Here is a 25,912-nt window from a genome sequence, read left to right as displayed (position 1 = left end):
ACCCGGTGCCTGCGCCCCGCGGAGAGCGACATCCTTGCAACTGCAAGGAAAGCCGTGAATTCTCCACCATCAGAGGCAGGCAACTCCAGCTGCAAATCGCCCGCGAGCTTTGCAAGCTGCCCACTTCCAACACCTTCAGTCCGCGAATGCCGGGCTCACTTCGGGGGGACCGGAAGATCCAGGACCTTCGGCTGCTTGCCGGTCGGCTTTTTCAGGACGCCGCGCTCCACGGCGTTGGCATCGCAGGCGGCAATGAGTTCCTTGAGATGAGCGAGATTGCCCGATACATCCCCGGCACCCGTGAGTTGATAGAGAGCGAGCCCCTTGGGAGTGATGTAGAAGCGCGGAGTGCCCGAGTCCCCTTGATAGACCTCGTAGCTCCATGGCTTCCGGGTGGCCACGGATGGCGAGCCCGCCGCGGTGCCCACATAGGCCATGGCTTCATTGCTCTTTCCATTCGGACGCTTGCCGGCTTGGGAGATGGAAAGATCCGGTACGTTCATGCCCATGAGTTCCCTGCCCTGCTCAGGCGACATCGCTGGCATGAGCGGAGCCACATGGATGCCCTCTGGCACATCATCATCCAAGAGACCCACACAGAGATCCACCTTCGGCGAGTCCACATTCGCGACAAGTTTCATGTCCACGACCTTGTTGTCGGCAGTGACAAAGCGGATGACCTGCGGCTGAACCTTCATCCATCCCCCATCCCAGGCCGGGTGGGCGTGCCTGCAGAAGAGGATGTGGCGGGAGGTAATCATCACACCGCCGTAGCGCTCCCCCACGTAATCAAGCGGGGGCTTCCAAACGGAACAGCCGGTCAGTTGTGGTACGAAATCGGCACACCAGAGCTGGGGATTCCGGACATATTTCTTAGCCGGGTGATTCTTGGAGGAAAAGACCTCCATGGTCGCGCCCGACGCCTTTTTTCCCGCGAGACGGGAATCGATCCCATTGGCCAGTGATTTCGCGAAGGCGGCCATGCCAGAATCCCTGGCTTCCGTAACGGCCCAAAAGCCGCCGGCGGCCACGACGGTGACCACGGCGAGAAGAGTCTTCGGAAGATACGGCATGGCGATGAGCGTGGAGAGATTTTCGCGAAGGATCAAGAAGCCCGGCCCGGAGGCTTATTTCCTCCGAACCGGACTTTCGCGGGTCTTGCGGACTTGAGGAGGAGTCGCCGCGGTGCAGAATCGGACACTCCGATGAAGGACTCCACCCCAAGCAAGCGCGGTCGCCAACCGGGCTTGTTCCATCTGGCCAATCCGCTCGTGATGCGGTTCGGGGCGGAGTTTTTCACGGCCCTGCCGAGGCAGCCCGGGGTCTATCGTTTCTTCGATGGCACCGGGCGCTTGCTCTACATCGGCCAATCGGCATGCCTGCGGGATCGGCTTGGCAGCTACCGGCATGTGACGCCGGAGCGGCATCCGCGGAGGACCCTGCGGCTGGTGGCACGGATTCAGCGGATCGAGTGGGAAGCCTGCACCACAGCATTGGAGGCCATCGAGCTCGAACGGATCCTGCTGCTGGAACATCGGCCGCCTTTCAACCGAGCCGGGACTTGGCAGGGGCCGCCCTGGTGGCTTGCGATGGAAACGAGTGGGGAGGCCTTGGTGGTCGGATTGCGGCGCGAAGAGGGAGTGGTCGGACCGCTGCTACCCGCTTTCCGGCACGTCTTCGGTTCGGTGGCGAGATGCTTGTATCGTGTCGCTTGGCCGGAACTCCCCTTTCACCGCTACCCGGCGGGACTGATGAAGCCACTGGTGCCGGTGAGCCTCCGGCTTCCCTTGGCGAGAGCTGACGAGGCGATGCAGATCTTTGCCAATTGCGCGGTGGGAAACGTCGAAACCCTGTTGGCCGGGGTGGATCAATTGCCCGCGCCGCCGTCCCCACAAATGGAAGAATTCTGGACAGCGGAACGGGACCAGTTGGCAGATTGGGTTCGAAAGGCGCGTCCTTACGAGCCGGTGCGGCCGACGCCGAGCCGGAAGCCGCGGGAGGAGCATCCGCTGCTCTTTTGAAAGACTGAACACCGCGAGGGGACCTCTGCCAACCGGCCCTGATCCGCCTGTTAAATAGAAGAATTTGATCAGGCGCTTTCCACTCCCTGATGAGTTGGCAGTAGAACCATGCCTCCCCGCCAAAGGGCAGGAAGATTCCCGAAATGCTCGGTCCGCAGAGATGGTGCATGCTCCGCCAAGGTCTCACAAGAAGCCGCGAGCCTTCCACTGCCAGTGGCCACCTATGAGATAAAAAGGGACCGGCCACGGAGGAGGAAACTTCCGGGGCCGGTCACATGAACATACGGTAGGCGCTCTGTGTCAGGACAAATGGATTTCAGGGCTCCATCGGCCTTGCCGAATCCAATTTAGGGCGTGGATCCGGCAGAGAGCAGGATTACCTAAAATTACGCGCCTCGGAATTACGCGATCGCGTAGGATAGGCTTGAGCGTTCCTTCTTTCAGCGCCCGAGGAAATCGTGAATCTCTTGGTCGATCGAGCCGGACATCAGCGAGGTAAGATCCGCCAGCGAGCCCTCCAAAGGATCCCAATGCCCGCCTTGGGGCCCTACCAAGCCGCTCGGAAGCTCCAGAAGGACTTTGCCAGACTCCGGTGCATTCCGCCATTCGATGTCCAAGGGCTGGTGATAGCGCTTGCGCACAAGATCCTCGACTTGCGGCCGGAGAGCGCTGGGAACGAGATCAGAATTGAGGACAACAGCCATGAGAGGACGGAAGGAGAAGTTAGCGCAAATCGCAGGTTTGTCAGGGACGGAGAGCCCGCGATCACCCCGCGTCCGATTTTGGGAATGATAATTTTCCCGGATCCTAATCTTATCTTAAGGTTGGGTGTGCCATGATGCACCGGTCATGAGCACTCGCGCCGCCCGCCTGCGGTGCGTGGAGGGCTAGAAACCCCCGCTTCGTTCGCGAGGCGGGGGTTTTGTTTTTTCGGCTTAGAAGTCCCCGCGATCGAGGCGCTCCCAAGCGGCACGCGTGGCATGCCGGGCTTGCTCCCATGTGAGACGGGATGGTCCCTTCACGCGTTCCCACTCCGTGGCCAAGCGAGCTTCGTTTTCATCGAAGCTGCCGCCGGGCTGAGAGCGGCAGTGTTCGTAGCCGAGACGGAGAGCCTCCGCGTAGTCCTCATAATTGAAGCCGGTTTGGAAGAAGGACTGTCGCGTGATGTTCTCGCGCCAATACTGCTCATTTGAATCGGCCCAACCTCCGGCACCGATGGCATGACCTACCGCTCCGCCAGCGGCCGCGCCGACCAAGGCCCCGATGACCGTGCCGCCAGGACCGCCCAAGGATCCTACGATCCCTCCGACGATTGCCCCTCCTCCGGCTCCAAATGCGGTGCCGGTACCGCCAGCATCCGGCTCAAAGTCGCCTTTCGTGGATTTGGATTGCTGCTTCATGACAAGAGATACCAGCGGCTCCTGTGCCGGACAAGGGTGTGGGCTCCCCAAGCGCTGAAGACGAAGGAATCGCAGCATGCATCCCATGTCGCCCCAGCCTTGGTTCGTGCAGAGCGCGGCGCAGGGAATGCATTTCGCGGGGTGGAACTACTCCTCCCGCCGCCAGACCAACTCGCCATCGAGCTCCCCCGGCTCGAAAACCCACTGCACGGGATGCCCGGCAGGGACGATGCCGCCGATCACCCCTGCCTCCGGTGAAATAACCACACTTCCAGGGGTGAAACGGCGCGGCCCTCCCTCGTCCGTCCATTCCGGAATATCGCTCCCTTTCACCCAGTCACCGATACGACAATCGCCGCGGTCCAGCTGACGAGAGGTGATTTGGACCGTGTTGCTTACGGGGTCGAGGGTGTCATCGGTTTGGTCTGCAGATGGCATGGCTTCGTCTTTTTAGATTTTGCCTTCTCCCCAGCCCGTAGGATGCCAGCCCGAAAGCAAGGTCCTCCTAGCATTCACCGCGACCGCGGCCATAAGAACAACATAAGTCCGACGCCAGCCGCCCAACGCTCCTTGGAATCAAAAGATCATCCGGAGCCGAAAAACAACGCGGGCCATGGGGCGGGAAACGATAAGCAAGGGCTTAGCGGCTCCCCGTCGAGAACTACTCAGGCGCCCCTCAGGCAGCCGACTCCAGAACACCAAGATCCATGCGATCCCAGAGCCTCGGGAAACGGGTCATCAGTTGATCGATGACTTCATCGAACTTCTTGGCATCCTCTTGGAATTTCAGCTTCGAGGCAAAGCTCCGCGCCAAGCTGTAATCCTGAATCAACTTGCAGTGAACGGCCTCGCAGATGTCGGAAACAAAGTCGTTTTGAAGGTGGCTGGCCACTTCCCCCGAGAGCAATTGACGCTGCGACTGGATGAGCCGCGCCATTTCCGAGCACTGATCTCCGGCCGCGGAAACGGGATGTTCGAGCGCCAGCAACTCGAGGGTATTTCTCCTCGTCCGGCAGAAATCGATCAGCTCCCCGATTTGGGTGGCAAGCAGCCTGCTGGCAGTACGGGACTGGAGTTCCGGCAGAAAGCTCATCAGCTGAAGCTCGCAGCTATAAATCCGCCGGAAACGACGAAAATAAGGAGGTAGAAGGGAGTCGTCCATAGAGCAGAGCACGCTCGCAGTGGCTAGGCCAAGATGCAAGGATTCATGAGTGATTGCATACTAACAACTGGGACGATCTCGTAACCTTCGTTTCCCGGGATAGGCGGCTTTTTGCAATTGAACTCATGGAATTTTGCACGGAGAGGAACGCTTGATTTTGCACGATTGCGACCGATAGCATGCGGCAAACATGTCCTCCGGTTCCGACGCTCTCCCTTTATCGACGAATGGCTCCGGCGAACGCCCCTTCCGGGTGATGGTCGCCGATGACGGAAAGAATGCCGCCGACATCATGGGAATGTTCCTGAAGATGGAGGGCTACGAGGTCATGGTGGTCTACAGCGGTGAGGAAGCGGTGGAGGCCGCAGGAGACTTCGATCCCCAAGTGATCCTCATGGATATCTCGATGCCCGGCATGGACGGGCTGGAAGCCACGCGGCAAATCCGGCAAGCCCGCGCCGGATCCAACGGAGTTCCCGTAATCATCGCGCTGAGCGGCTACGACGAAGCGGAAACCCGCCGCCGCTGCGAGGAAGCCGGCATGCAAAGATTGGTCTCAAAGCCTGTCAGCCCTGCAGACCTCCGCTCGCTCTTGGGCGAGATCACCGCCGGATTGAAACGGCACTGAACTCACTTCAAGCCGTCGCAAAGGCGTGCGAGACTGAGCGGCTTCGCGAGCAGAAGATCGGCTCCGAGCGCCTTGGATTGCTCGACCCGCTCGTAGCGCGCATCTCCGGTAATCACGACGATACGGCGCAAGTCTGCCGGGCGATCGATCTGGAGGCGCTGGAGAATCTCGCTGCCATCCATGTCCGGCAGATTCAGATCCAGCAAGAGAGCATCGTATCCCCCCTCTTCCAGCAAGCGAAGCCCCTCGCGACCGGTGGCGGCGGAGGAAACGATGGCACCCTCTCTCGTGATCAACTCTCCGACGGCGATGCGTGCGACTTCGTTGTCCTCGATCAACAGCACGCGGAGGCCATGCAGGACCGATGAGAAATCGACCGCGACGGGCTCGGTCGCCACTTCCGGCATTACGGCGGGTGTGGATTCCCGGCGCGCCTTGTCAGGCACGAAGATCGTGAAGGTGGATCCATCCCCCACCTTGCTGTCCACGGAGATGGTCGCATCCAGACTGGCGGCAAGGCGGCGGCAAATGGCAAGGCCGAGGCCCGTTCCCTTCTCGCGGTCCCGCTCCGGATTGCGGAGCTGGAAGAACTCGTCAAACACCTGCTTGAGCGCTTCCTCAGGAATCCCGCAACCGGTGTCGGCAATCTGGATCTGGGCACCGCCTTTCACCGGCTTGCAGGAGACGTGGATCTCACCGGATTCGGTGAATTTCACCGCATTCCCCAAGAGGTTCGCCACGATGCGGGAGAGCTTCGTGCGGTCGGTCGCCAGCTGAATTTCCTCCTCCGGGAACTCGCCCGTGATCGGAACCCCTTTTCGATTGGCAAGGGTCTGGCCTTGGGAAACTTCGCCACGAAGCAGATCGACCAGTCCAAAGTCCGAGACGTTCAACTCGGCGTGGCCGGAGTCGAGACGGGTAAGATCCAGCACATCGCTGACGAGGTCCACCAGCAGCCTCGCATTGTCCCAGAGGTTCTTGGCGAGCTTCGGCACTTCGGGAGCCATCTTCGGATCGGCGGAGGACCGCTGGATCAGCTCGGCCAACAGGGAAATCGCATTCGCGGGCGTGCGGACGTCATGCGAGATCGCGGCAAGGAAGCGGCTCTTTTGACGGGCGGCGTCTTCCGCCTCAAGGCGCTTGTCCTCGAGTTCGCGCTGGAAGCGGAGCGACTGAAGCGCAAACGAAGCCTGCGAGGCGAGCCACTCCGCGATACTGAAATCATGCTCGCTCCACTGGCGAGGCAGCGAGCTGTAGAAGCAGAGCGTCGCCACGATTTTCCCATCGTGCCAAATGGGCGAGGCCATCGCGGAAAGGAAGGACCGGCCCAGCCGCGGCACGGGCAGCATGATATCGGGCCGCAAGCGCATGTCCTCGATGGAGGCGGTGCGCCCGCTTTCCATCACCAGCGCGGCGAAGGATTGCTCGAAGGGAATCTCCTCCTCCTTCCGGCCCTGCAGACCGAAACCGGCATCACCCCAAACCTCGTAGCGATCATCGGCGCAGGATGCGACATCGGCCGCTTCGGCTTCATCGGAAAGAATCTGGATACCGGCCTGGCAGACGCCACTCATGACGAAAGCCTCCGAGACATCATTCAGCATCCAGCGCCCGGAATTCAGGAGGGTCTCGAGACCGCGCTCGCGGCGGCCGAGTTCCTGGTTGAGGCCCATGAGCTCCGCCCCCTGCTGCTCCATCTCCTCGGTCTGCTGGCGGAGCTCCTCCGACTGTTGTTCGAGTTCCTCCGCCTGGCTTTGCAGTTCCTCATTTTGCTGCGAGATCTCCTCCTCACGTGCGGCGAGTTCCTCGTTGCTGGCAGCGAGTTCGGAGTTGCTGTTTTCCAGCTCCGCATTGGCCAAGGCGAGATCGGCATTCCGCCGCTCGAGCTTGGCGCGCGCGACCAGAAGCCCGTGCAGCACCAGCACCACGACCCAGATATTCGTCATCTGCGAGACTAGGGTCACCAACTCGTATTCCCGCGTGTAGGTCCCCTCGGGCAGGACGACATAGACCTTGAGCAGTGTGATGATCGATAGGAGGACCGCCATGCCATAGAGCAGGCGCAGGCTGCGGCTCCACAGGCAGAGCAGGAGCGGCAAGGAGGACGAAAGGGGAAAGACACGATCGTGGAAAACCACCAGCCGCATGTAGGCGAAGAAGGCGATGAGAAGGACGCCGGGAATCAGCGCGACCCAAAAGGCCGGTCGGTTGATTTTGATGTCGGAACTTGAATCGGTCACTCCTGTCATCAGGGAATACTATGTTTGCAGTAAATGAAGGGATGGATCTTGCGCAGACCGGGGACGGCAGGTTTCTCCGCCTTTCCCACCACGAGAATTCCGCCTGGAGCAAGCGCGCCAGCGAGGCGTTGCCAGAGCCGTGCCGAGGCTTCAGGACTCAGGTAGATGGCAAGATTTCGGCAGAGGATCATATCCCAAGGACCGCCGGGGTCGTCCGCCAGAACGTCGGCGGTCTGCCAAGAGATCGCACGGCGGATCTCAGGCGAGACTTGGATGGATTCCTCTCCGGAAATCGTGAAGAGGCCTGATTGGGGCTGGCGCAAGCCCCCCGACCGGGGCCGGGCAAAGATCCCTCGCCGGGCATGCTCCACCGCCTCTGCGCGGCAATCGGATCCGAAGAACTGACCTTCCTGCAGGGCGCCAAAAAGGGCGAAAGTCATGGCGACGGAGTAGAGCTCCGCCCCCTCCGAGCAAGCGGCGCTCCAGACGCGAGGGTGAGCCTTCCGCTGCAGCATGCCGGGGATCACCTCCTGCTGGAGCAGATCGAAGACCTGAGGGTCCCGGAAGAACTCGGTGGTGCCGATCAGCAAGGTCTCCAGTGCACGGAGGATCAGTTCCTGACGCTGCGCCAAGAGGGCCACCGCTTCGGACGCAGACCCCACACGGAGCGCGCGAAGACAAGCCGGCACCCGCCGCAGCATCGGAGCAAGGCGATACTCGCCAAGTGGGAGGCCCATCGAAATGATGACTTGTCGGACAAGGGAGACTGCATCCGGATCATCCTCCGGAGCTGCAGGTTCACCCTGAGAAACGGGAGGCACCTTGGCCTGGGCGTCGACGGCGACCGGGGGTGTCCGAAGGGCGCGCTGCGATGGGTCAGGGCACCCGGTGAAGGAAACGTGAGCAAAACGATCAGCCCGGTACGCGACGCCAGCCCCGGAGTTTCCTCCGGCTCTCGTTCCTTGGAAAAAACCCTTCATGGCGACTTCGCTCGACCGACACGGGATGTCGAAGGGAACGGTCGAACAAGTTCTCAGGTTGCCGCCGGAAGGCGATCGGTCGAGCTTTTTGGAAGTGCAACTTGCACGATTTCGAGTTACTCTTCCGTGCCAGCGGATACTTGGCGTCATCCCCGGCCTGCGGAAGAAGGGCGAGTTAGGAAGCCCCGAGCGTCGTCCTCAAGCGAGGTTTCCAAACGATGCGCGCTGTCGGAGCAGCCGAGAGGACCGCACCGATGACGCTCAATTGCACCTCGACCTAGGCCGCCCGCAATATTGCGAATGACCGACACGCTTCACCCTCAGCGCATTCGCCAAGACCTCAAATCATCGTGAGCCCACCGCGCTCTTTGCATGGTCCAACGCGGAGCAAACGGCCGCGCAGAATGCCGGCAAATCGTCAGGAGAACGAGAGCTTATCAACTTTCCGTCGTGCACGACTTCCTCGTCCTTCCACTTCGCGCCAGCGTTCTTCAGATCTGTGGCGATCGCCTTATAGGATGTCATGGTCCGGCCCTTTACGACCCCGGCGTCAATGAGCACCTGCGAACCATGGCAAATCACGAAGACGTGCTTGTCGTCCTTGAAAAACCAAGAGACGAACTCGCGAGCGTCGGGAAGCATGCGGAGAGCATCTGAATTCAGGACGCCGCCGGGAAGGAGGAGCGCGTGGTAGTCCTCCGGAGCGACGTCATCAAGGGAGTGATCCGCGGCAATGATTTGCCCCCAATTCTCTTCATCCCAGCCGCGGATCCCGTCACCCTCCGGCGTGATGATATCCACGCGAGCCCCGCAACTCTCCAAGGCATCGACGGGGACCATAAGTTCGGATTGCTCGAAGCCATCGGTGGCGAGGACCGCGACGCGGACTCCGTGAAGATCGTGTTTTGAGGAAAGTTTTTCGGTTTTCATGATACTGCCGCCTTTCGCAGGAGCCGTGCCCGTCAAAGCGGATGAGCGACAAGGCATGATGCAGAAGGGATTGCGAGGGACGGATCGACGCCGCGGCCGCGTCTCCGGAGGTGGCATCCGGCAATGCCTGACGTGGTTCTGCAATGGGTAACCATTCCAATGGTGAGGCCCATTGACCGGCTTTAGCGCAGAAGATAGCGCTTGTTCCGTGCACACCCCTTACGCGCCACCGGCTTCCGACGCAGGGAAGATCGCGATCACAGCTCCCGGCAAGCTTACCCGCGGCTTCGCCATTGCCGCCGGTCTTGGCGCTTTCGCGACAGCCGCCTATTTCGTGCCTGCCCTCGCGAGATTCGGAACGATGGCCGAGAAGCTTGGAGCAAGGGGTGACCTCCTGATGAGCACCTTGACGATGAGAGGAGCTTTGGTTCCTGCCCTTGTCCTATGTAGTTCCGGTCTCTTTGCCCTTGCGTCTTCGTTTACCCGCAAGAGGGCAATGATTCTCATCGCCGCGAGCGGGTGCCTTTTGCTCTCAATGGCAACACTCCTCTTCGTTCCCCAATTTCTCTTTGCGGCACTGGGCGAGATAATTCGTGAGACACCGTTGCCGCCTTGAATCAACCGAAAGCACCCGAGACGTAGGCCTCGGTCTGCTTTACCGTCGGATTCGAGAACATCTTCTGCGTCTCCCCGAATTCGATCAGCTTGCCGAGGTAAAAGAAGGCAGTCCTGTCAGAACACCGGCTGGCCTGTGCCAAGTTGTGGGTGACGATGACGATGGTGTAGTTTTTTTTCAGCTCCAGGAGGAGTTCCTCGACCTTCAAGGTGGAAAGCGGATCGAGCGCCGAGCAGGGCTCATCCATGAGGATGATATCCGGCTTGGTCGCGATAGTGCGGGCGATGCAGAGACGCTGCTGCTGGCCGCCGGAAAGACCGAAGGCACTGGAGTGCAGGCGGTCTTTCACATCATCCCAGAGAGCCACCACGCGCAGGCAGTATTCCACGCGCTCATCGAGCACCTTGGAATTCTTCTCGCCATGGATGCGCAGGCCGTAAGCGATGTTGTCGTAGATCGACTTCGGGAAGGGATTCCATTTCTGGAAGACCATGCCGACGCGGCGGCGAAGCACCTGGATATCGAGATCCGGCCGGGAAATATCGATGCCCGCGATCTTGATAGCGCCACCGGTAATCCGGGCACCGGGGATCCGGTCATTGATGCGGTTCAGGCAGCGGAGCAGCGTGGACTTGCCGCAGCCGGAGGGGCCGATGAAGGCGGTGATCTCGCGGGACTGGATGTCCAGGCTGATGTCGTGCAAGACCTGCTTCTCCCCGTAATTGAAACGGAGTTGATCGATCGCGATCGCCGGGGTGCCGTTCGTGGGGGATCCGTTTACCATTTGAGCTTCGCGCGGACGCGGTTGCGGAGAATGATCGAAAGGGTGGAGAACATGAAGATCATCACCAGGAAGACAAAGACCGAACCATACTGGGCGCGCTCCGTGTATTCGGAGGTCGGGATGCGCGCGGCCAGCGTGTAGATATGGTAAGGCAGCGCCTGCACCTGGCTCTGGAAGACGCCGAAGAAGCCTCCATCCCCTTCCCACGGGAAGGTATCCTTCGCGGCCACGGCGGCGGTGAACATGATGGGTGCCGTTTCACCCGCGGCGCGTGCGAGCGAAAGCACCGAGGACGTCAGGATGCCGGGCAGGGCGAAGGGCAGCACGCACTTGCGGATGGTGTGCCAGCGCGTGGCACCCAGGGCGAGCGAGGCCTCGCGGAACCCTTGTGGCACGGCTTTCAAGGATTCCTCCGATGCGGTGATGATCACCGGCAGGATCATACAGGCCAAGGTAGCGGAGCCCGCGATCAGCGAGGAGTTCCAACCCTGGAAACTGAAGTAGGTGAAGCCGAGAGGGATGGCGAACAAGCTGCGGTCCGAAGGGGTGTCCGTGAACACCGGGGCGGCGAGCACGAAGACCGCGAAGCCGAAGAGGCCGAAGACGATCGAGGGTACACCCGCGAGATTCAGGATCGCGAGACGCACCAGATTGATGAAGCGTCCCTGCTTCGCATACTCGCTGAGGTAGATGGCCGCGGCGACCCCGAAGAAGAGTGCGAGTACGATACTCACCAGGGTCAGCAAGGCGGTGCCGACAATCGGGCCCGCGATACCACCACCGGAGTAGGCATAGGTTTGTTCGTTGAAGACCGCCTCGGCTCCATTCTTGTCCACCCACGCGTGATACTCGGTGGCAGGCAGGCTGAAGCGCGTGCCGGCAGAGTCGTCGAAGACGTGGAGCGTCTGAGTTTTCTCCGTGAGGAAGGCGACATCGACGAAAGGAAACTCCGGCTTCAGAAGGACCGGCAGGCCGTCCCAACAGATGCGCCCGAAGATAAGCAGCGCGATGATCACGATGCCCCAGGTGAGGCCGCCGAGGAAGCCTTTCACGGCATTCTCCTTCAGCGCCTCGTGATGGACGCCCTTGCGGATGAGTTGTTCTGGATTGTCCATCAGTCGTGGCCGATGCGGAATTTGTGAAGGAGGCGCTGGGCGGTCCAGTTGATGCCGAGCACGATGATGAAGAGCACCATGCCGACAACGAAGAGCGCGCGGTAGTGGACGCTGCCGAAGGGCACTTCGCCAAGTTCCTGGGCGATGATGCCCGTCAGCGTGTGCGCGGGCTGGAAGAAGACCCCGAGTCCCTCGGTGAAATCGGGTATCTCGATGCGGTTACCGGCGACGAGAAGCACCACCATCGTTTCCCCGATCACGCGGCCGAGGCCGAGAAGTACCGCGGCGAGGATGCCCGAGATCGCGGCGGGACAGACCACGCGGAACACGGTCTGGAGCTTCGATGCACCCAAGGCGTCAGATGCTTCGGCAAAGGCGGAGGGGACGTTGTTCAGCGCGTCTTCGGAAAGCGAGAAGATCGTCGGGATCGCCATGAGACCCAGCAAACATCCGGCGGTGAACATGTTCAGGCGCTGCTGGATGGGGAAACCGGGGACCCAGGAAAATGCATCCTTCATCGAGGTCTCCTGAAGCACGGTGCCAAGCACCGCGATGCCGAGGAAGCCAAGCACGACCGAGGGAATCGCCTGGAGGAACTCGATGGTTGGCTTGATGAAATTCTGCTGGCGGCGTCCGGCGAGCTGATTGGTGTAAACCGCGGCGCCAACGCCGAGGGGAATTGCCAGCGCCAGCGCGATCAAGGCGATGATCGCCGAACCTGCGAAGAGCGGCACGATGCCGTAGAAGTCCTGCCATTCACCGCCGGTGATCCAATCGCGGCCGGTGATGAAGCCGGTGATGGTGGCCCAGAGGCCCACGGGCTTGTCGCTCTTCCAAGCTTCGGCCTGCGCGATGGTGTCGCCCAGTTCCCGGTTATATTCGGGAAGGGCCTTGCGGAAGGTGGAGAGATAGCGGTCCGCCTTTCCGTCTTCGAGCTTCGCCGGGAGCTTCGATTCGATCTCCGCGGCAGAGGCCTGCATCGCGGCATTTGCCTGGCGGATCTCCGGCAGGCGGGCGAGCACGGGAGCGAGCGAGGTCTTGAAATCCACGGGCTCGGTGGTGACGGCTTCCTCCGCTTCCAGCTCTAGCTGGGCCTTGGCAGCGGCGTCCTTGGTCTTGGCCGCGGCAGCGAGCAGGGTGGCACGCTTGGTGGTCTCGATTTCGTGAAGCGTTGCGGCTTCCTTGGTGGCCTTCACCAGATCACCACTTTCGGAAACGACGGCATCGAGGGTGGAAGAGGTTTCCGCGAAGGCATCGATCACCTCGCGAAAGGCGGAAAGAGGTTCGGCAGCGGCAGCCTGCCGGGTGGAGAGCTCCTCTTGCAGCGTGGTGACAAGAGGCGGGTCATCGGTGGAAAGCGGGTCGCGGGACCGGAGTGCGGCCAGAAGGCCTTCACGCTCCTCGTTTGTGAGGTGAGGCGTCGGCGGCAAGCCTTCACCACGTTTCCCAGCGAGTGCTTCTTCGAGGAGCTGCTTGTATTTGTCGGTGAGAGATTTTTGGAGTTCGGGGGGGATTCCATTCTCCCCTGCTCCTTCGGCCACGCGCTGGAGTGCGCTTTGGGCCGGTGCCACGCCTTCGCCGACATAAGTCATGAGGGCGGAAGCTTCCTGCGAGCGCTGGAACTCGCGGCGGCAGGCATCATTAACTTGAGCATAGTAGGCCCGGTTCAGCAGCGAGCTCATCTGCTCATGGGCCTCCAGATCCTTCCGCGGGATGTCCACGAACTCCAGTCCCGCCTTGCGGTAGAGCTCGAGCTCCGTTCGGTAAGCCGGGAAGAAACCGGCACCCTCGCGAACCAGGAAGACGATGATCAAAATCAGGATGACGATCGTGAGACCGGCATTACCCGCAAAGAATGATTTGATCAGGCCGTCGGTTCCGCGCCCCTTCCGACGAAAGGGATGACCGAGGGGGACTTGTGTGGAAGACGAGGATTCCGACATGCGCAGGCGATCGGGGCGAACGTGAAGGGCGGTCGCGGAAATGGCAATCCCGGCGGGAGCAAACCGCGCCGGGATTGAGTGTCAAATTCGACAGGAAGCCTTAGTGATTCGGAACGAACCCAAGGTTTTCGGCGATCTTCTGGCCGTCCTTGCTGATGGCGAAATCAACGAAGGACTTGGTGGTCGCATCGGCATTCTCCGGGACGTAGAAGTAGCAAGCGCGGCTGTAGGCATACTTCTTGGCATTGGCAGCCACCGGCTCCACGCCGTCGATCTTCACCGGCTGGATGCCACCCTTCTTGGAGTAGGCGAGGCCGACATAACCGATGCCGTTCTTGTTCTTGGAAACTTCTTCGGCGATCTGCTCGTTACCGGCGAGCTTCTGGGAGCTGCCAGCGTAGTTCTTGCCCTTCATGGCAAGGGTCTGCCAGTCCTTGTAGGTGCCGGAAGACGTGTTGCGGGTGTAGATGGAGATCGGTCCCGGGGCACCGCCCACTTCGCTCCAGTCCTTCACCGCGCCGGTGAAGATCTTGGCGACTTGATCCTTGGTGAGCTGCTTGACCGGATTCGACTTGTTGACGACGACCACGATCATGTCATGGCAGGCTTCAACTTCGTTGAGCTTGATGCCCTTGGCGCGGGCGGCGGTGATTTCGTCGGACTTGGCCTTGCGGGAAGACATGCCGATTTGGGCCGTGCCGTTGGCAAGGGCAGGGAAAGCGGTGGAAGAACCTTCCGCGGCGATCTCGAACTTCACCCCGCCGTTCTTCGATTTGAAGCTCTCGGCAAGTTGCGGGACGAGCTTGGCACCGAGGGTATCGGAACCCTTGATGCTGATGGTCTGGGCGCCGGCGGTGGCAGCGAGCATGGCTCCTGCAAAGAGGCTGGCGGCGGCGAATCGAATGGTGTTGCGCATTGGATGTAGATGGATTTCGACGCCACGAATGGCGCTCGACGGCATGGATGCCAGCAACGTCACAAACGTCCACCGGCGCTCTGTGACAGGTTTGTCACGAAACCCCGCAAACCCCTTTAGCGGACAAAGGGTCGGACAGCTGGAAATCAAGCGGATGCATGGCTGACGATGGATGTGACGGGAGTGTCACAATCCCATTCTGTCACGTCACCGTCACATTCGCTGGATTTCCGCGGCCTTGCTGATGCCCCAAGCATTCATCAGGGCCCTGCCTTCGATACCATGAAACACCATACCATCCGATTGAAGACCGCAGCCGTCGTCGCCTGCGGACTTTCCAGCATCGCATTCGCCGGTGAACCGGCAGTCGAACCCGCACCCGCCGAAAGCGGATCGATGTTCCAGGATTTTGATTTCTGCACCTGGCTCTCGAGCAAGCCGGGGACGATCAAGGGCATCCCGGAAAACCCGGTCATCCAGAGCATCGTCTTCGAAGGCCGCTATCACTGGAACGCCGCCTACGTGGATGGCGAGGGAACCAACGGCCAGGATTTCAGCGAAGACTACACGGACGCCCGCCGCTTCCGCCTGGGTGCCAAGATCGGATTCCTCAACTACTTCGCCTACAAGGGTGTGGTGAACCTCGTGGATGACCAGCGCTTCAATGGCGGCGATCTCGAATACGACTATGTCGACTTCGACGAATCCTATTTCACCTTCGACGCGCTGAAGGCCTTCAGCCTGTCGAACCTCGACGTGCTTACGGTGAACGTCGGCCGCATCAAGTGGCACGGCGGCTTGGAAGCCCGCACTTCCTCCAACGCCCTCCTCACGGTCGAGCGTTCCGCAATCTCCAACAAGCTTTACCAGAGCGCGCGCCCGACGGGCGTGTTCGTGAATGCGGTGAAGGGCCCGGTGAATGCCGTGCTCGGCATCTACAGCACCGATGAAGGCACCGACGAGTTCGGTGTCGACAGCGGCAACGTCGAAGGCTGGGGCGGCTGGAACGATGGCCTGATGTATAACGCGGAGCTCATCTACAGCGCTACCGACGACCTCCGCATTGGCTGGGAACTCATCTACAACAACGCCGACGAGCGTCTGGCGAACGAGGACTCGCTGCTCGACTACCGCTGGGCCACCACCCTCTCCGCCGAATATGCCATCGGTAACGGCGGCGTGAACGTAGAAGGCTTCCTGGGCGACAATGGCGGCTCCGAAATGCAGTCCAACGCAGCCCGCCGCGGCAGCTTCTGGGGCTTCGTGGCCACTCCTTACTATTGGATCGTTCCCGCGAAGCTCCAGGCCGTGGTGCAATACACCTACGCCGGGGCCGAGGAAGACCAAGGCGTCCGCCTGAACAGCCGCTACGTCCGTGCCACCAACTACGGGGGCGGCGGCAACCCGAACATCGTCAATGGCGGCCGCGGCGACGAGCTGCACACCGTTTACGCGGGTCTCAACTACCTGATCTGCGGCGACAACCTGAAGGTGCAGGCGGGTGTGGAATACTCCCACCTTTCCACCCCGGGAGTCGGCAACGGCCAAGTGGATGCCCTGACCTACCTCTTCGGTTTCCGCACCTTCTTCTGAAGCAACTGGTTTTCTAGGTAATTCGGTTGAGCACCGGTCCGCGGGGACCGGTGCTTTTTTTTCGCCCGGCTCCGGCACCGTCTAACAGCCCACTTGGACGACCGCGAAGGGTTGCATCCTTGCTAGAGATCACTGTTAGAGCCGCCTTTCACGCCAACTCCGGGAGAGCTCCCGATCCACAAAATGAAGCCTCCCCGGGGACGCGACGATTCCCGCCGCGCTCCGGAGGAGGCTCTCCCCCAAAATTGAATTTTCGAACCGCAGCTTAAACAGCGGCGAGGCTCGCGGCAGCGACTGCCTGTCCGTGGCGTTTGGTCTTCTCGTCCGGCACCACGAGCTTGATGCTCAGGTCCGGGAACTCACTGGCCAGCACCTTTTCCGCTTCCTCAATGATGATCGTGCCCCCTTCCCCGGAGGTCACGCGACCGAGGATCAGAAGATTCCGGATTTCATAGAAGTCCGCGTAGTGGGCGATGGCATAGCCGAAGCAGGTACCGATCGTCTGATAGATCTTCCGGGCGCGCTCATCGCCGGCTTTCATCGCCTTCTGGACTTCGACAAGCTGCTCCGGAAAAGGCATGGTGCCGAATTCGAATCCTGCAGCTTTCGCCAAGCGGGCTACGCCCTGCTGCGAGAAAAACTGGACGCCACAACCCTCGTCGCCGCTCCACTCGTCCTTCGGGCCATTTTCGCGGTAATCAACGGGAGCAAAGGCCAGCTCATTGAGCCAAGGGCGGATCGAGCCATTCGGATCGACATAGCCAGCGGCCTCGCTGGTGCCCATGGCCACGCCGAGCACGGCGTTTTCATTCAGAGACATCGAGCCCGCCAGAGCGGTCACCTCCCCGTCATTCACCACCTCGAAAGGGATGCCGTTCCAACGGTCCTTCAATTCAAAGAACATCCGGCGGATGCGGGCTTCGAAATCCGACTCGCTCACGCCACGGAAGAGCGAAGCCGCGCGCACCTCGTTATTCACATAAACGCCCGCAGAGCTGCCACCAATGGCATCGACCCGTGGCAGATGCGCTGCGGCGCGCGTCAGGGAGTCCTGCACCCCCTCGATGTGATAGGCCGGGTCGCTCTGAAAATAGGGATCCCAAACGATTTCCTCCGAGAACACCACTTCCCCGTCGATCATCGCCGCGCACTTACGGTCGGATCCGCCCAAATCGAAGCCGATGCGGCAACCGCCGAGGTGGCGCCCGAGAGCGATCGCATCACCGGATTCGGCTGCCAGCGCGGCCGCATCCACAGACTCAAAGCTCAAGGGCTCACCAAAGATCTTCTTGCCGATAAACTCGCTGTCAAAAGCGCGGGCACCACCCGGAGCGTAGATGGCAGCCAGCGCGGGCACCAGCTCCGGAGCGCCGGCAATCAGCACCCGGCTGCCGCCCTTCTGCCAAAGCAGGAACTTCAGCACCCGCTCGACATAATGGAGGGTGGCAGGAGCATGGGCCGGCTCATCCGGCAGCAGTGGAGAGTTCCAGCGGAAAGCGGTTCCATCCTGCCTCACCAAGGCCAGCTCAAGCGTGCGCGACCCGGCGATGTCCCGGGCAAGGGCACGATAGGCCTTGTTCCAAAGCACGGCGGGAAGGAATCCGGCATCGAGAACCGGGACGCAGGCAACGGGAATGTCCGTGAGAGTAGGTGCAGAAACCGTCATGAATAGGTCGATTCAGTGCGAAATCATGGCAAAAGTGAATGAGGTATTGCGCAGCCCTTCCCCTGTTTTGCGAATCTGCGCTGGGAGAGTCCTTCCGCAACCGCAGAATTCCTATCAGAAAACCGGCGAAAAAGCATCCTGTTTCAAGCTGGAGCAGGAGAAGCAGCGATTCTTGGAGAGGTAATTCTTGTTGCAAACCTGTCTCAATTGCAGGAGCCTAACGGCGATGTCGCTCGCGAAGGCCAACGATCTCCAAGCGGACAGCCTGCTCAGCTTGAGCCAGGCGAAAGTCGGCTGTGATTTCCAGATCAAGTTGCTCACCGGCCCTGCTTGCGACGAACTGCGCGACCTCGGTTTTTGCGAAACACTGCAGGTCAGGAAATTGGCGGATGGCCGGAATTTGATTTGTTCCGTTTGTGGCACCCGCCTCGCCCTTAGCCGCGAACTGGCCGCCCAAGTGATGGTGGCCGTCGCTTGATTTTCCAATGTCCGGTTCACTCGAAACCGTCGCCCTCGCCGGCAATCCCAACGCCGGGAAAACCACGCTCTTCAACGCCCTCACCGGGTCTGCCCAGCACGTCGGTAATTACGCCGGCGTCACCGTGGCAAGGAAGTCCGGGGAGATGTTCACGCCACACGGCACCAAGCTGCGCGTGGTCGACCTTCCCGGCTGCTACTCACTGGACGGCGGAAGCCCTGACCAAGAGATCGCGCGCAAGACCCTGATGGGCGAGCAGGAGGGCGAACCGCGCCCGGATCTGGTGCTCTGCGTGGTGGATGCCTCGAACCTCGAACGCCATCTGGTGCTCACCCTCCAGGTGATCGAGACCGGCGTGCCGGTGGTCGTCGCGCTGAATATGGTGGACGTCGCGGAGAGCGCGGGACTCCGTCTGGATCCAGCAAAGCTTTCCGAAGAACTCGGCGTGCCGGTGGTGCCGATCCAAGCCAATGCCGGCAAGGGCATCATCGAGCTGAAGCAAGCTCTCCGTCATCCCTTCCCTCCCGTGGCCGCTGCGCCATGGAAGAGTGGGCCGGAAGATCAGCTTGGCGAACGCCGCCGCGCCCGCGTGCTCCAAATGTGCATGGTCGCCGCGCGCCGTCCGGATGGCCACACCTCGACGATTTCCGACAAGCTCGACCGCTGGCTGCTTCATCCGGTCATCGGATGGATCGCCTTCGTCGGGATCATGCTCCTGATCTTCTGGTCGATCTTCTCCTTCGCCTCGATCCCCATGGGATGGATCGAAAGCCTTCAGGGGCTCCTTTCGGACAAGGTCACCGAATCGATGGCCGATGGTGACCTGCGCAGCCTGATCGTGGATGGCATCATCGGCGGTGTCGGCAGCGTGGTGGTCTTCCTGCCTCAGATCGTCCTGCTCTTCTTCTTCATCGGCCTGCTGGAGAGTTCCGGCTACATGGCCCGCGCGGCTTTCATGATGGATGGCCTGATGGGCAAGGCCGGCCTGAGCGGCAAGGCCTTCCTTCCCCTTTTCAGCTCCTATGCGTGCGCCATTCCCGGCGTGATGGCCACCCGCACCATCGACTCCGCGAAGGAGCGGCTGGTGACAATCTTTGTGGCACCATGGATGAGCTGTTCGGCACGCCTGCCGGTTTATCTGGTGCTCGTGCCCCTGCTGCTTGGCAGCGAAGGTGGCTGGACCCAAGCGGTGGTCTTCTTCGGCATCTATGTCCTCGGCACCCTCACGGCGCTCGTCGTCGCCCGTATCCTGCGTGGCAAGCTGGGACCGGATGAAGTGAAGAAGCACTTTATGCTCGAACTGCCGCCCTACCGCTGGCCGCAGTGGAGCTACGTCTTCCGCCACGTCGGAGGTCGCGCCTGGGCCTTCCTGCAGAAAGCAGGCACCGTCATTTTCGCCATCTGCATCGTCCTCTGGGCCATCCAGACTTATCCGAAGTCCGGCAGCGATGATCCGGCAGAGCAGCTCGATCACAGCATCCTGGGCCGCGTCGGCCACATCACCGAGCCACTGGTGAGGCCGCTGGGCCTGGATTGGCGTGGCGGCACCGCAATCCTCACCTCCTTTGCCGCGCGCGAGGTCTTCGTGTCCTCCATGACGCAGCTCTTCCACGTTGAAGAAGGCGAGAGCGACGAGCAAACCTGGACCTCCCTGCGCAGCCGCCTGAGCGAAGAGAAATGGCCGGATGGCCGTCCGATGTTCGGCATCCCCGCCGTGATCTCCCTGCTCGTGTTCTTCATCTACGCACTGCAGTGCCTCCCTACCTCCGCGGTGGTCGCACGTGAATCAGGATCGTGGAAATGGGCAGTCGGCCAATTCCTGTTCATGAGCGTCTTCGCATGGGTGGCGGCGTTCATCGCCTACCGTATCGCCCTGCTCTTCTTCTGAGATGAACGACTGGCAAACATGGGCCGCGCTCGCTGCGGTATTGCTCGCGGTGCTCTTCCTGCTCAGCAAAGTGAAGCGCAAGAAGAAGGCCGGCTCCTGCGGTCACGATTGTGGCTGCGGGAAGAAGTAGCCCGCCCTTCAGGGCTTGCCTACCGGGCCGACGTAGCTGCGCGCGATCACCACGTTGTCAAAGGACACCACGTTGACCGGGTTCTTCGTCCAGCGATCCGTGATGTACGTCTCAAGGGTCAGCGCGTTCGCCCTCAAGGCCGGGCTCTTCCGCCAGTTGATGCCGGTCCAGTGGCCTAACAACTGGCCATCGATCCAGAAGGCCTGCTCTCCATCGCGCTCTCCGGGCGTGTTGTGCTTGAGCATGAATTCCACACAGATCCACTTCTCCTTCGGGATCAGGGGCGCCTCCGGCACGACGAAGGAGTTCCCCCAGTATTTGCCATCCTTCGAGACCGCCATCTCGTGCCAGTAGCTGTAGAAGTTCCAGCGCCCCGGCGCGGCCCACTTCGCCCAGTTTCCCCACGGTTCGATCGCAGTCGAAAAACGCTCCTCGCCATCCGGCTTCAAGCCTGCGCCGCCAAAGCCACTCCACCTGTCCTTGCCCTGCAGGCTTTTGTTCGCCCGCAGGGTAACGAAGTGGTGGACGTAGTCGCACCCGGCATCGAAACGCGTGTAGAAGCGGACAAAGAGGGTATCCGCGGATTCGAACCACTTCGTCAGCCCGCCACCGGTATCTTCCCCTAAATGAGTCTCCACCCGGAGGCTTCGCTTCCCGAGTCCCGACCCTGCCTGACCGAAGCTCAGCACCTTTCCATGCTTGTTCCCGGTCTCGTCCCAGGTCTCCCCGATATCCCCTTCCTCGAAATCGTCATGGAAGATCACCTCCTTCGAAGCCCCTATCCCTTTATCCCCGGAGAAGGCGGCCGCAAGTCCGGGCCCGGAGGGCAACTTGGAACTGGCGGCGAGATTCATCGGCTCGGCTCCGGCGTGAAGCACGCCGCAGGCAAGAGCAGCAAGGAGGATGGGTTTCGCGCTCATGGGCAAACCAACCTTACTCGCCAAGCCGGAACCAAATTACAAGCGAGTGCCCGCGGAAGATCCGGCACAAAAAATGGGCCGACGGGACAATCCCGCCGGCCCATGAGTGAATGCTAAAACCTTAGATCCGCCTCACGGCGTCACCAGTTCCGGCTCGCCATATTTCTTTGGCTCCGGGTCCTTGCCCTTGCGGGTTTCAAGCCAGGCCACGACATCGCGCAGCTCGCTCGGGGAAAGGATCGCGCCCATCGGCGGCATGGCGGAGACGGGAGGAAGCATGGCATCGATGTCGCTCTTCTTCACACGCAGCACCTTGCCGCTGCTATCCAGATCCACATGCTCGGCAGTGTCCGCGATGACGATGCCGCCGACTGTCTTGCCGCCCTTCAGGGTGACGCTGGTCAGGCCGAAGCCGGTGGCGACCTTGGCCCCCGGGTTCACGAGGGACTCGAGCATGAACTTGGCGTCGCCGCGCTTGCCCACGCCTTCCAAATTCGGCCCGGCATCTCCGCCGCCGTGACCGCCACCCGCAGAGTGGCAGCGCATGCACTGGGCCGCAGGCTGGGATTCGAAGAGCTCGCCGCCCTTCTTCGCATTGCCGCCCTGCAACGAACCAAGGTAGGCAGCAAGCGGATCGGTCGAGGCCGCGATGGCAGCCTTGTAATCCTCCAGAGCCTTCTTCACTTCCGGCTCGGAGCGCTTCGCGGCCGCATCGAGGAGTTCAAGGGTCGAGGGCGAAACACCCTGCTTTTCCTTCAGCTTCGCGAGACTGTCCACAAAGAGGGACTCGATGCCTGGAGCCTTCAGCCCAGCGGCGATCTTCCATGCGTCCTGCTGGCGACCGGCATTCGCGTGCCCCACGGCGGTGCGGATGCTTTCCAAAGCGGCACCGGGATGTTCCGCGGCGAGGCGCTTGATCGCCCCGATCGCGAGATCGTCATCCTTGCCCTTCGCGAGATCGCCAAGCAGCGCATCGATCCCTTCCGGCTTCCGCGCGGCATAGAGGTCCAGCGCTTCCGAGCGAGCAGCGCCCGGAAGATTGTCGTTCATGACCAGCCCCTTCATCGTGGCATCATCCACCGCGGAGAGATCCAGCTTGTATTTCCCGATCAAGGCCAGCGCCGGCTCGGCCAGCTTGCCATCCAGCTTCAGGATGCTGCCAAGCAGCGGCATAAGCGAATTCTTCACGATCGCGGGATCGCGTTCCGGCAGAGGAGCCCAACGGCCCAGCGACTGATCCACCGGGTCCGGCTTGCTCCACAGGCCTACGAGACGAAGCGCTTCCTCGCGAGCGGCGGCAGGAGCCTTCGGATCGAGCACCACTTTCAGCACGCGACCGAGATTCACTTCATCGCCGAGGCGGAAGGCGCTATGAAGAAGACGGCGCCAATCCATGGTGGTCAGATAGGACGGCGGCTCATCGAGAAGCGCGGCAACCATCGGGCGGGCCTTTTCGATGCCCACGTCGTGAACGGCGGCAATCGCTTCACGCGCCACTTTCGTATCCTCGTCTTCGAGGAATGCCGCGACGGCCGGGTCCTTCATGCGGCGGAGGGCGATCACCGCGGCGAGACGCAAGGCGGGATCTTCTTCATCGACCAGAGCGGAGATCTGGCGCGGCTCGCAGAGTAGCGAAAGCGCATAGGCACCGGCGTGGCGGATGTAAGGATCCTCGTTCCCCTTCAGCATCTCCCAGATGAACGGAATGGCACTCTCCGCCTTCATCTTGCCGGCCGCGATCGCGGCAAAGGCCCGCATGCGCGGGGATTTGTCACCCAGCATGGGCGAGAACTGCAGGCGACCGCCGGGAAGGCCCGTCTCACCGAGTGTCTTGATGGCTTGGGCGCGCACTTCCACGTCCTTGTCCTCCAACAGGGCACCGATGGCTTGGCCTGCCCGCTCCCGCAGAAGCTTGCTAGGCAGCGTGGCGAAGCCATCCCCGGAGCTAGGGAGCACCGCGGAACCGCGGCGAGCCAGGATGCCGAGACCCCAGACGCCATGCAGGCGCTGGACGGTGGTCTTCCCTTCCTTTGAGACACGGGTGAAGACGTCCAGAGCTTCCGGCCTGCGGGAAAGCGCAAGCTCGGCACGGGTGCGGACGCGCATGTCCGGATGAGCCATCAGCTTTTCCAAAGCAGGCACGGGACGCTTCTCGAAGCCCTCAGCAATGATCTCCGCGGTTTCCTTCGCTTCCTCTTCACGGAAGGTCTTGTCCGCTTCGATCAAGTAGACCCGGCCATCGTCATGCGAGGCCCAGCCACCGATGAAGTCGGTGACGTAGAGCTTCCCATCCCAAGAGTATTCCACATCGGTCACCGCGGCACCCCAGTTCAACTGGCGGGAGTCGGTCATCTTCATGCCGGCACCGGAGGGCTCGACCTTGAAGGACCAGATGCCCGAATTCGCCGCACCACCGCGATAGTCGCAGATCAGGAAGCGGCCGGCTTCGCTCTCGAGGAAGCCGGTGCCCGGGTGGTACGTCAGCCCGGAGGGACCCGAGGTGAGATTCGCCACCGGAGGCACGATGTAGGAGGGCTGCGCGCTATTCAGCGGCGCCCACATCTGTTCTTCCATCCAACGGTTCGGCGGATGTTCCTCCATGCCGATCTGCCGATGGAAGCTGTGCAGCGCCTGATGCTCCATGGTCCAGCCGGAGTCAGCGCCTTCCATGACATAGACCACACGGGCCTGGTCACCTTGGTCGGAATTGTTATCGACCGAGAAGGCATTGCCATACTCGTCGAAGGCCAACTCCTTCGGATTGCGGAGGCCGGTGTGGATGACCTCAAAATTCGAGCCATCGGGATCGAAGCGGAAAACGCAGCCTTGGTCCGGGAGCTCGTAGTGCTTCCCTTCCTTCGTGGTAAGATTCATCCCGCGGTCTCCCAGCGTGCCGTAGATGCGACCATCCGGTCCGAGCGCGAAACCATTCAGGTCGTGACCGGAGAAAGAGACACGCACGCCAAAGCCATCGAAGAGCGCTTCCCGCTCGTCGGGCTTGTCTGCCTTGCCATCGCCGTCCTTGTCGCGCAGCGCCCAGATCTTCGGAATGCAGGCCATGTAAACCGTGCCCTCGTATTCGAAAATACCGGCAGCAGGACCATCAAGCACGTCATTGAAGTTCCGCGCATAGACCTCGCTCTTGGCAGAGTGGCCGTCCTCACCAGGCTTCGAGAGCACGCGCACGACCTCATCGATCTCGGTGAGGAACCTCTTCGAGCTCTTTTCCTCTTTGCTGTACCACTTCTCGTGCATCTTCAGACGGTCCGCCACGCTATGCGAGGCGATGTCATCGAGGTACCAGTAGAGGTGATCGCGGTTGTCCGGCACGCCATGGCGGAAGCGATGCGTCTCGGTCACGTAGATCTCACCCTTTTCCCCGAAGGCCAGTGCGGTCGGGGAGGTGACCCCGCCATTCTTGTAATCGGCCACGATCTTCACCTTCGTCCCTTCCGGGATGGTGAGGCCGCCGATGGTGTCGCTGGCCACTAGACCCGACAGGTGAGGCTTACCGCTCTTCGTGGACGCCGGGAACTTCTGGTTCGCGTAGTCCGTCATGAGGAAATGGTCGGCCGCAATCACGCCCCAGCCGCCGCTTTCGTCGTCATAGATCTGGATCCGGGCGTCCTTGCCCCTGAACTCCGTAACGTCCCATACCTGAGTGCGGAACTGCAACGAGCCCTCACCGGTGGCATCGCGAACCGTTTTGCCGTCCACCGTGAGCCTCACCCCCACCTTGCCGGGGTGCTTGCCACCGGCGATAAGGAAACAGATGTAGTTTTCGGTGATCTTGAATTCCGGGGAAGTCAGCGTGCCCTTCGCGGCATCGCCGCCGTGTGCGGAGCAGGCGACCGATTCTTGGGCGTAGCCGGTGAGTTCCGCATTCAGCCCATCCATTTTGCCGCCACTCGGCGCCAAGCCAAATGCCGCGCCCTCCACCTTCCAATCCCCGTATCCATCCCCCTCGAATGCCTGGAGAACCTTCGTCGCCGCCAGCGTCGATCCGGTGGCGAACAGCAGTCCCGAGGCGCAAAGCAAATGCGTTCTCATTGAGGACGACGCTAGCGGTCGTCCCGGGCTTGGCAATGTTCCATGGCTAAAGGTTTGATCCGGGTATGGCATGCCCGCCGAGGACGCCTCCGGAAGCCGGGATCTTTCAAGGATGCCGCATTGCCGGAGAAGGCAGCCCTCGAAAAACCCCAATGGGATTCCCTCATTTCCCAAGGCAGGCTCGAACCCCTGCTTTCCGCTTGCCACCAACGATTGTGAATAACTTGGGAACAGTGTTAAAAAGCGCGGGCACAAGGGTCTGTGGCAGTCAGCCAGAATGCAAAATCACCCGAGCGATTGAAAAATGCCATCCGGTGACCGAAGGAGGCTTTTCAAGGCTTGTTCACGATCCAAATCTGGTAGAAAAATCAGACAAAAAGACTCAAACATCTCAATATGATCGAGTTAAGAAGTTACGAATCCGTTTCACACGGCTTATCCCCAAGTTATTC

At 61.1% G+C, this 25,912-nt stretch carries 22 protein-coding genes; 7 read left to right on the top strand and 15 right to left on the bottom strand.

All coding sequences use genetic code 11. The features are described 5' to 3' along the window. Positions 1-155 precede the first annotated feature (155 nt). Positions 156-1,109, bottom strand: coding sequence for a hypothetical protein (locus HHL09_RS21065; RefSeq protein WP_169456629.1), 954 nt, complete (start codon positions 1,107-1,109; stop codon positions 156-158). A gap of 96 nt (positions 1,110-1,205) precedes the next feature. Between HHL09_RS21065 and HHL09_RS21060 the strand changes: the two genes are divergently transcribed. Next, positions 1,206-2,021, top strand: a complete 816-nt coding sequence (locus tag HHL09_RS21060; RefSeq protein WP_169456628.1) for a nucleotide excision repair endonuclease — start codon at positions 1,206-1,208, stop codon at positions 2,019-2,021. A 440-nt stretch (positions 2,022-2,461) separates the two neighbouring features. Here the strand turns inward: HHL09_RS21060 and HHL09_RS21055 are convergent, their stop codons facing one another. From HHL09_RS21055 to HHL09_RS21040, 4 genes are all read right to left on the bottom strand, one after another. After that, positions 2,462-2,725 carry a hypothetical protein gene (locus HHL09_RS21055; RefSeq protein ID WP_169456627.1) on the bottom strand — a complete coding sequence of 88 codons (264 nt, stop codon included), beginning with the start codon at positions 2,723-2,725 and terminating at the stop codon, positions 2,462-2,464. 231 nt (positions 2,726-2,956) lie between these two features. Then, positions 2,957-3,421 (bottom strand): hypothetical protein, encoded by a 465-nt coding sequence (locus tag HHL09_RS21050; RefSeq protein ID WP_169456626.1) that lies wholly within the window; start codon positions 3,419-3,421, stop codon positions 2,957-2,959. 147 nt (positions 3,422-3,568) lie between these two features. Beyond that, positions 3,569-3,859: a hypothetical protein gene (locus tag HHL09_RS21045; RefSeq protein WP_169456625.1), complete on the bottom strand. Its 291-nt coding sequence runs from the start codon at positions 3,857-3,859 to the stop codon at positions 3,569-3,571. 238 nt (positions 3,860-4,097) lie between these two features. Then, positions 4,098-4,583, bottom strand: a complete 486-nt coding sequence (locus HHL09_RS21040; protein ID WP_277349131.1) for a DUF892 family protein — start codon at positions 4,581-4,583, stop codon at positions 4,098-4,100. A 190-nt stretch (positions 4,584-4,773) separates the two neighbouring features. Here HHL09_RS21040 and HHL09_RS21035 point away from each other — a divergent pair, with 190 nt between their 5' ends. Then, complete coding sequence (locus tag HHL09_RS21035) at positions 4,774-5,211, top strand: response regulator (protein ID WP_169456623.1); 438 nt, start codon at positions 4,774-4,776, stop codon at positions 5,209-5,211. Between the two features lie 2 nt (positions 5,212-5,213). Here HHL09_RS21035 and HHL09_RS21030 read toward each other — a convergent pair whose 3' ends face one another. From HHL09_RS21030 to HHL09_RS21020, 3 genes are all read right to left on the bottom strand, one after another. Beyond that, complete coding sequence (locus HHL09_RS21030) at positions 5,214-7,460, bottom strand: hybrid sensor histidine kinase/response regulator (RefSeq protein ID WP_169456622.1); 2,247 nt, start codon at positions 7,458-7,460, stop codon at positions 5,214-5,216. After that, positions 7,460-8,188, bottom strand: a complete 729-nt coding sequence (locus HHL09_RS21025; RefSeq protein WP_169456621.1) for a CheR family methyltransferase — start codon at positions 8,186-8,188, stop codon at positions 7,460-7,462. The genes HHL09_RS21030 and HHL09_RS21025 overlap by 1 nt, the downstream gene beginning before the upstream one ends. 588 nt (positions 8,189-8,776) lie before the next feature. Next, on the bottom strand, positions 8,777-9,361 hold the full coding sequence (locus tag HHL09_RS21020; protein ID WP_169456620.1) for a type 1 glutamine amidotransferase domain-containing protein: 585 nt from the start codon (positions 9,359-9,361) through the stop codon (positions 8,777-8,779). Between the two features lie 208 nt (positions 9,362-9,569). On the opposite strand from HHL09_RS21020, the gene HHL09_RS21015 reads away from it, so the two are divergent. Next, positions 9,570-9,977, top strand: a complete 408-nt coding sequence (locus HHL09_RS21015; protein ID WP_169456619.1) for a hypothetical protein — start codon at positions 9,570-9,572, stop codon at positions 9,975-9,977. A 1-nt stretch (position 9,978) separates the two neighbouring features. Here HHL09_RS21015 and pstB read toward each other — a convergent pair whose 3' ends face one another. The 4 genes from pstB to HHL09_RS20995 all read right to left on the bottom strand — a co-directional run bounded on the left by pstB (position 9,979) and on the right by HHL09_RS20995 (position 14,735). After that, positions 9,979-10,761: a phosphate ABC transporter ATP-binding protein PstB gene (pstB, locus tag HHL09_RS21010; protein ID WP_169456618.1), complete on the bottom strand. Its 783-nt coding sequence runs from the start codon at positions 10,759-10,761 to the stop codon at positions 9,979-9,981. Beyond that, positions 10,755-11,876: a phosphate ABC transporter permease PstA gene (pstA, locus tag HHL09_RS21005; protein ID WP_169456617.1), complete on the bottom strand. Its 1,122-nt coding sequence runs from the start codon at positions 11,874-11,876 to the stop codon at positions 10,755-10,757. Before pstA ends, pstB begins: the two co-directional genes overlap by 7 nt. Next, positions 11,876-13,819: a phosphate ABC transporter permease subunit PstC gene (pstC, locus tag HHL09_RS26435; RefSeq protein WP_205760897.1), complete on the bottom strand. Its 1,944-nt coding sequence runs from the start codon at positions 13,817-13,819 to the stop codon at positions 11,876-11,878. The genes pstA and pstC overlap by 1 nt, the downstream gene beginning before the upstream one ends. A gap of 100 nt (positions 13,820-13,919) precedes the next feature. Beyond that, positions 13,920-14,735, bottom strand: coding sequence for a phosphate ABC transporter substrate-binding protein (locus HHL09_RS20995; protein WP_169456616.1), 816 nt, complete (start codon positions 14,733-14,735; stop codon positions 13,920-13,922). Between the two features lie 282 nt (positions 14,736-15,017). On the opposite strand from HHL09_RS20995, the gene HHL09_RS20990 reads away from it, so the two are divergent. Continuing rightward, positions 15,018-16,328, top strand: coding sequence for a porin (locus tag HHL09_RS20990; RefSeq protein WP_169456615.1), 1,311 nt, complete (start codon positions 15,018-15,020; stop codon positions 16,326-16,328). 265 nt (positions 16,329-16,593) lie between these two features. Here the strand turns inward: HHL09_RS20990 and HHL09_RS20985 are convergent, their stop codons facing one another. Continuing rightward, positions 16,594-17,994: an ROK family protein gene (locus HHL09_RS20985; RefSeq protein ID WP_169456614.1), complete on the bottom strand. Its 1,401-nt coding sequence runs from the start codon at positions 17,992-17,994 to the stop codon at positions 16,594-16,596. Between the two features lie 226 nt (positions 17,995-18,220). Between HHL09_RS20985 and HHL09_RS20980 the strand changes: the two genes are divergently transcribed. The 3 genes from HHL09_RS20980 to HHL09_RS20970 are packed head-to-tail and all read left to right on the top strand — an operon-like array spanning position 18,221 to position 20,490. Further along, complete coding sequence (locus HHL09_RS20980; RefSeq protein ID WP_169456613.1) at positions 18,221-18,472, top strand: FeoA family protein; 252 nt, start codon at positions 18,221-18,223, stop codon at positions 18,470-18,472. Positions 18,473-18,479: 7 nt separating this feature from the next. Continuing rightward, entirely contained in the window at positions 18,480-20,360 is a 1,881-nt protein-coding gene (gene feoB, locus HHL09_RS20975; RefSeq protein WP_169456612.1) for a ferrous iron transport protein B, read from the top strand. Position 20,361: 1 nt separating this feature from the next. Further along, positions 20,362-20,490, top strand: coding sequence for a FeoB-associated Cys-rich membrane protein (locus HHL09_RS20970; protein WP_169456611.1), 129 nt, complete (start codon positions 20,362-20,364; stop codon positions 20,488-20,490). 8 nt (positions 20,491-20,498) lie between these two features. On the opposite strand, the gene HHL09_RS20965 is transcribed toward HHL09_RS20970, so the two are convergent. After that, positions 20,499-21,410: a hypothetical protein gene (locus HHL09_RS20965; RefSeq protein WP_169456610.1), complete on the bottom strand. Its 912-nt coding sequence runs from the start codon at positions 21,408-21,410 to the stop codon at positions 20,499-20,501. A gap of 132 nt (positions 21,411-21,542) precedes the next feature. Continuing rightward, complete coding sequence (locus HHL09_RS20960; RefSeq protein ID WP_169456609.1) at positions 21,543-25,460, bottom strand: DUF7133 domain-containing protein; 3,918 nt, start codon at positions 25,458-25,460, stop codon at positions 21,543-21,545. Positions 25,461-25,912 lie beyond the last annotated feature (452 nt).

Source organism: Luteolibacter luteus (assembly GCF_012913485.1).
Taxonomy (GTDB): domain Bacteria; phylum Verrucomicrobiota; class Verrucomicrobiia; order Verrucomicrobiales; family Akkermansiaceae; genus Haloferula; species Haloferula lutea.
Note: the sequence above shows the minus strand (reverse complement) of the source record. Positions and strands in the feature narration are given on the sequence as shown.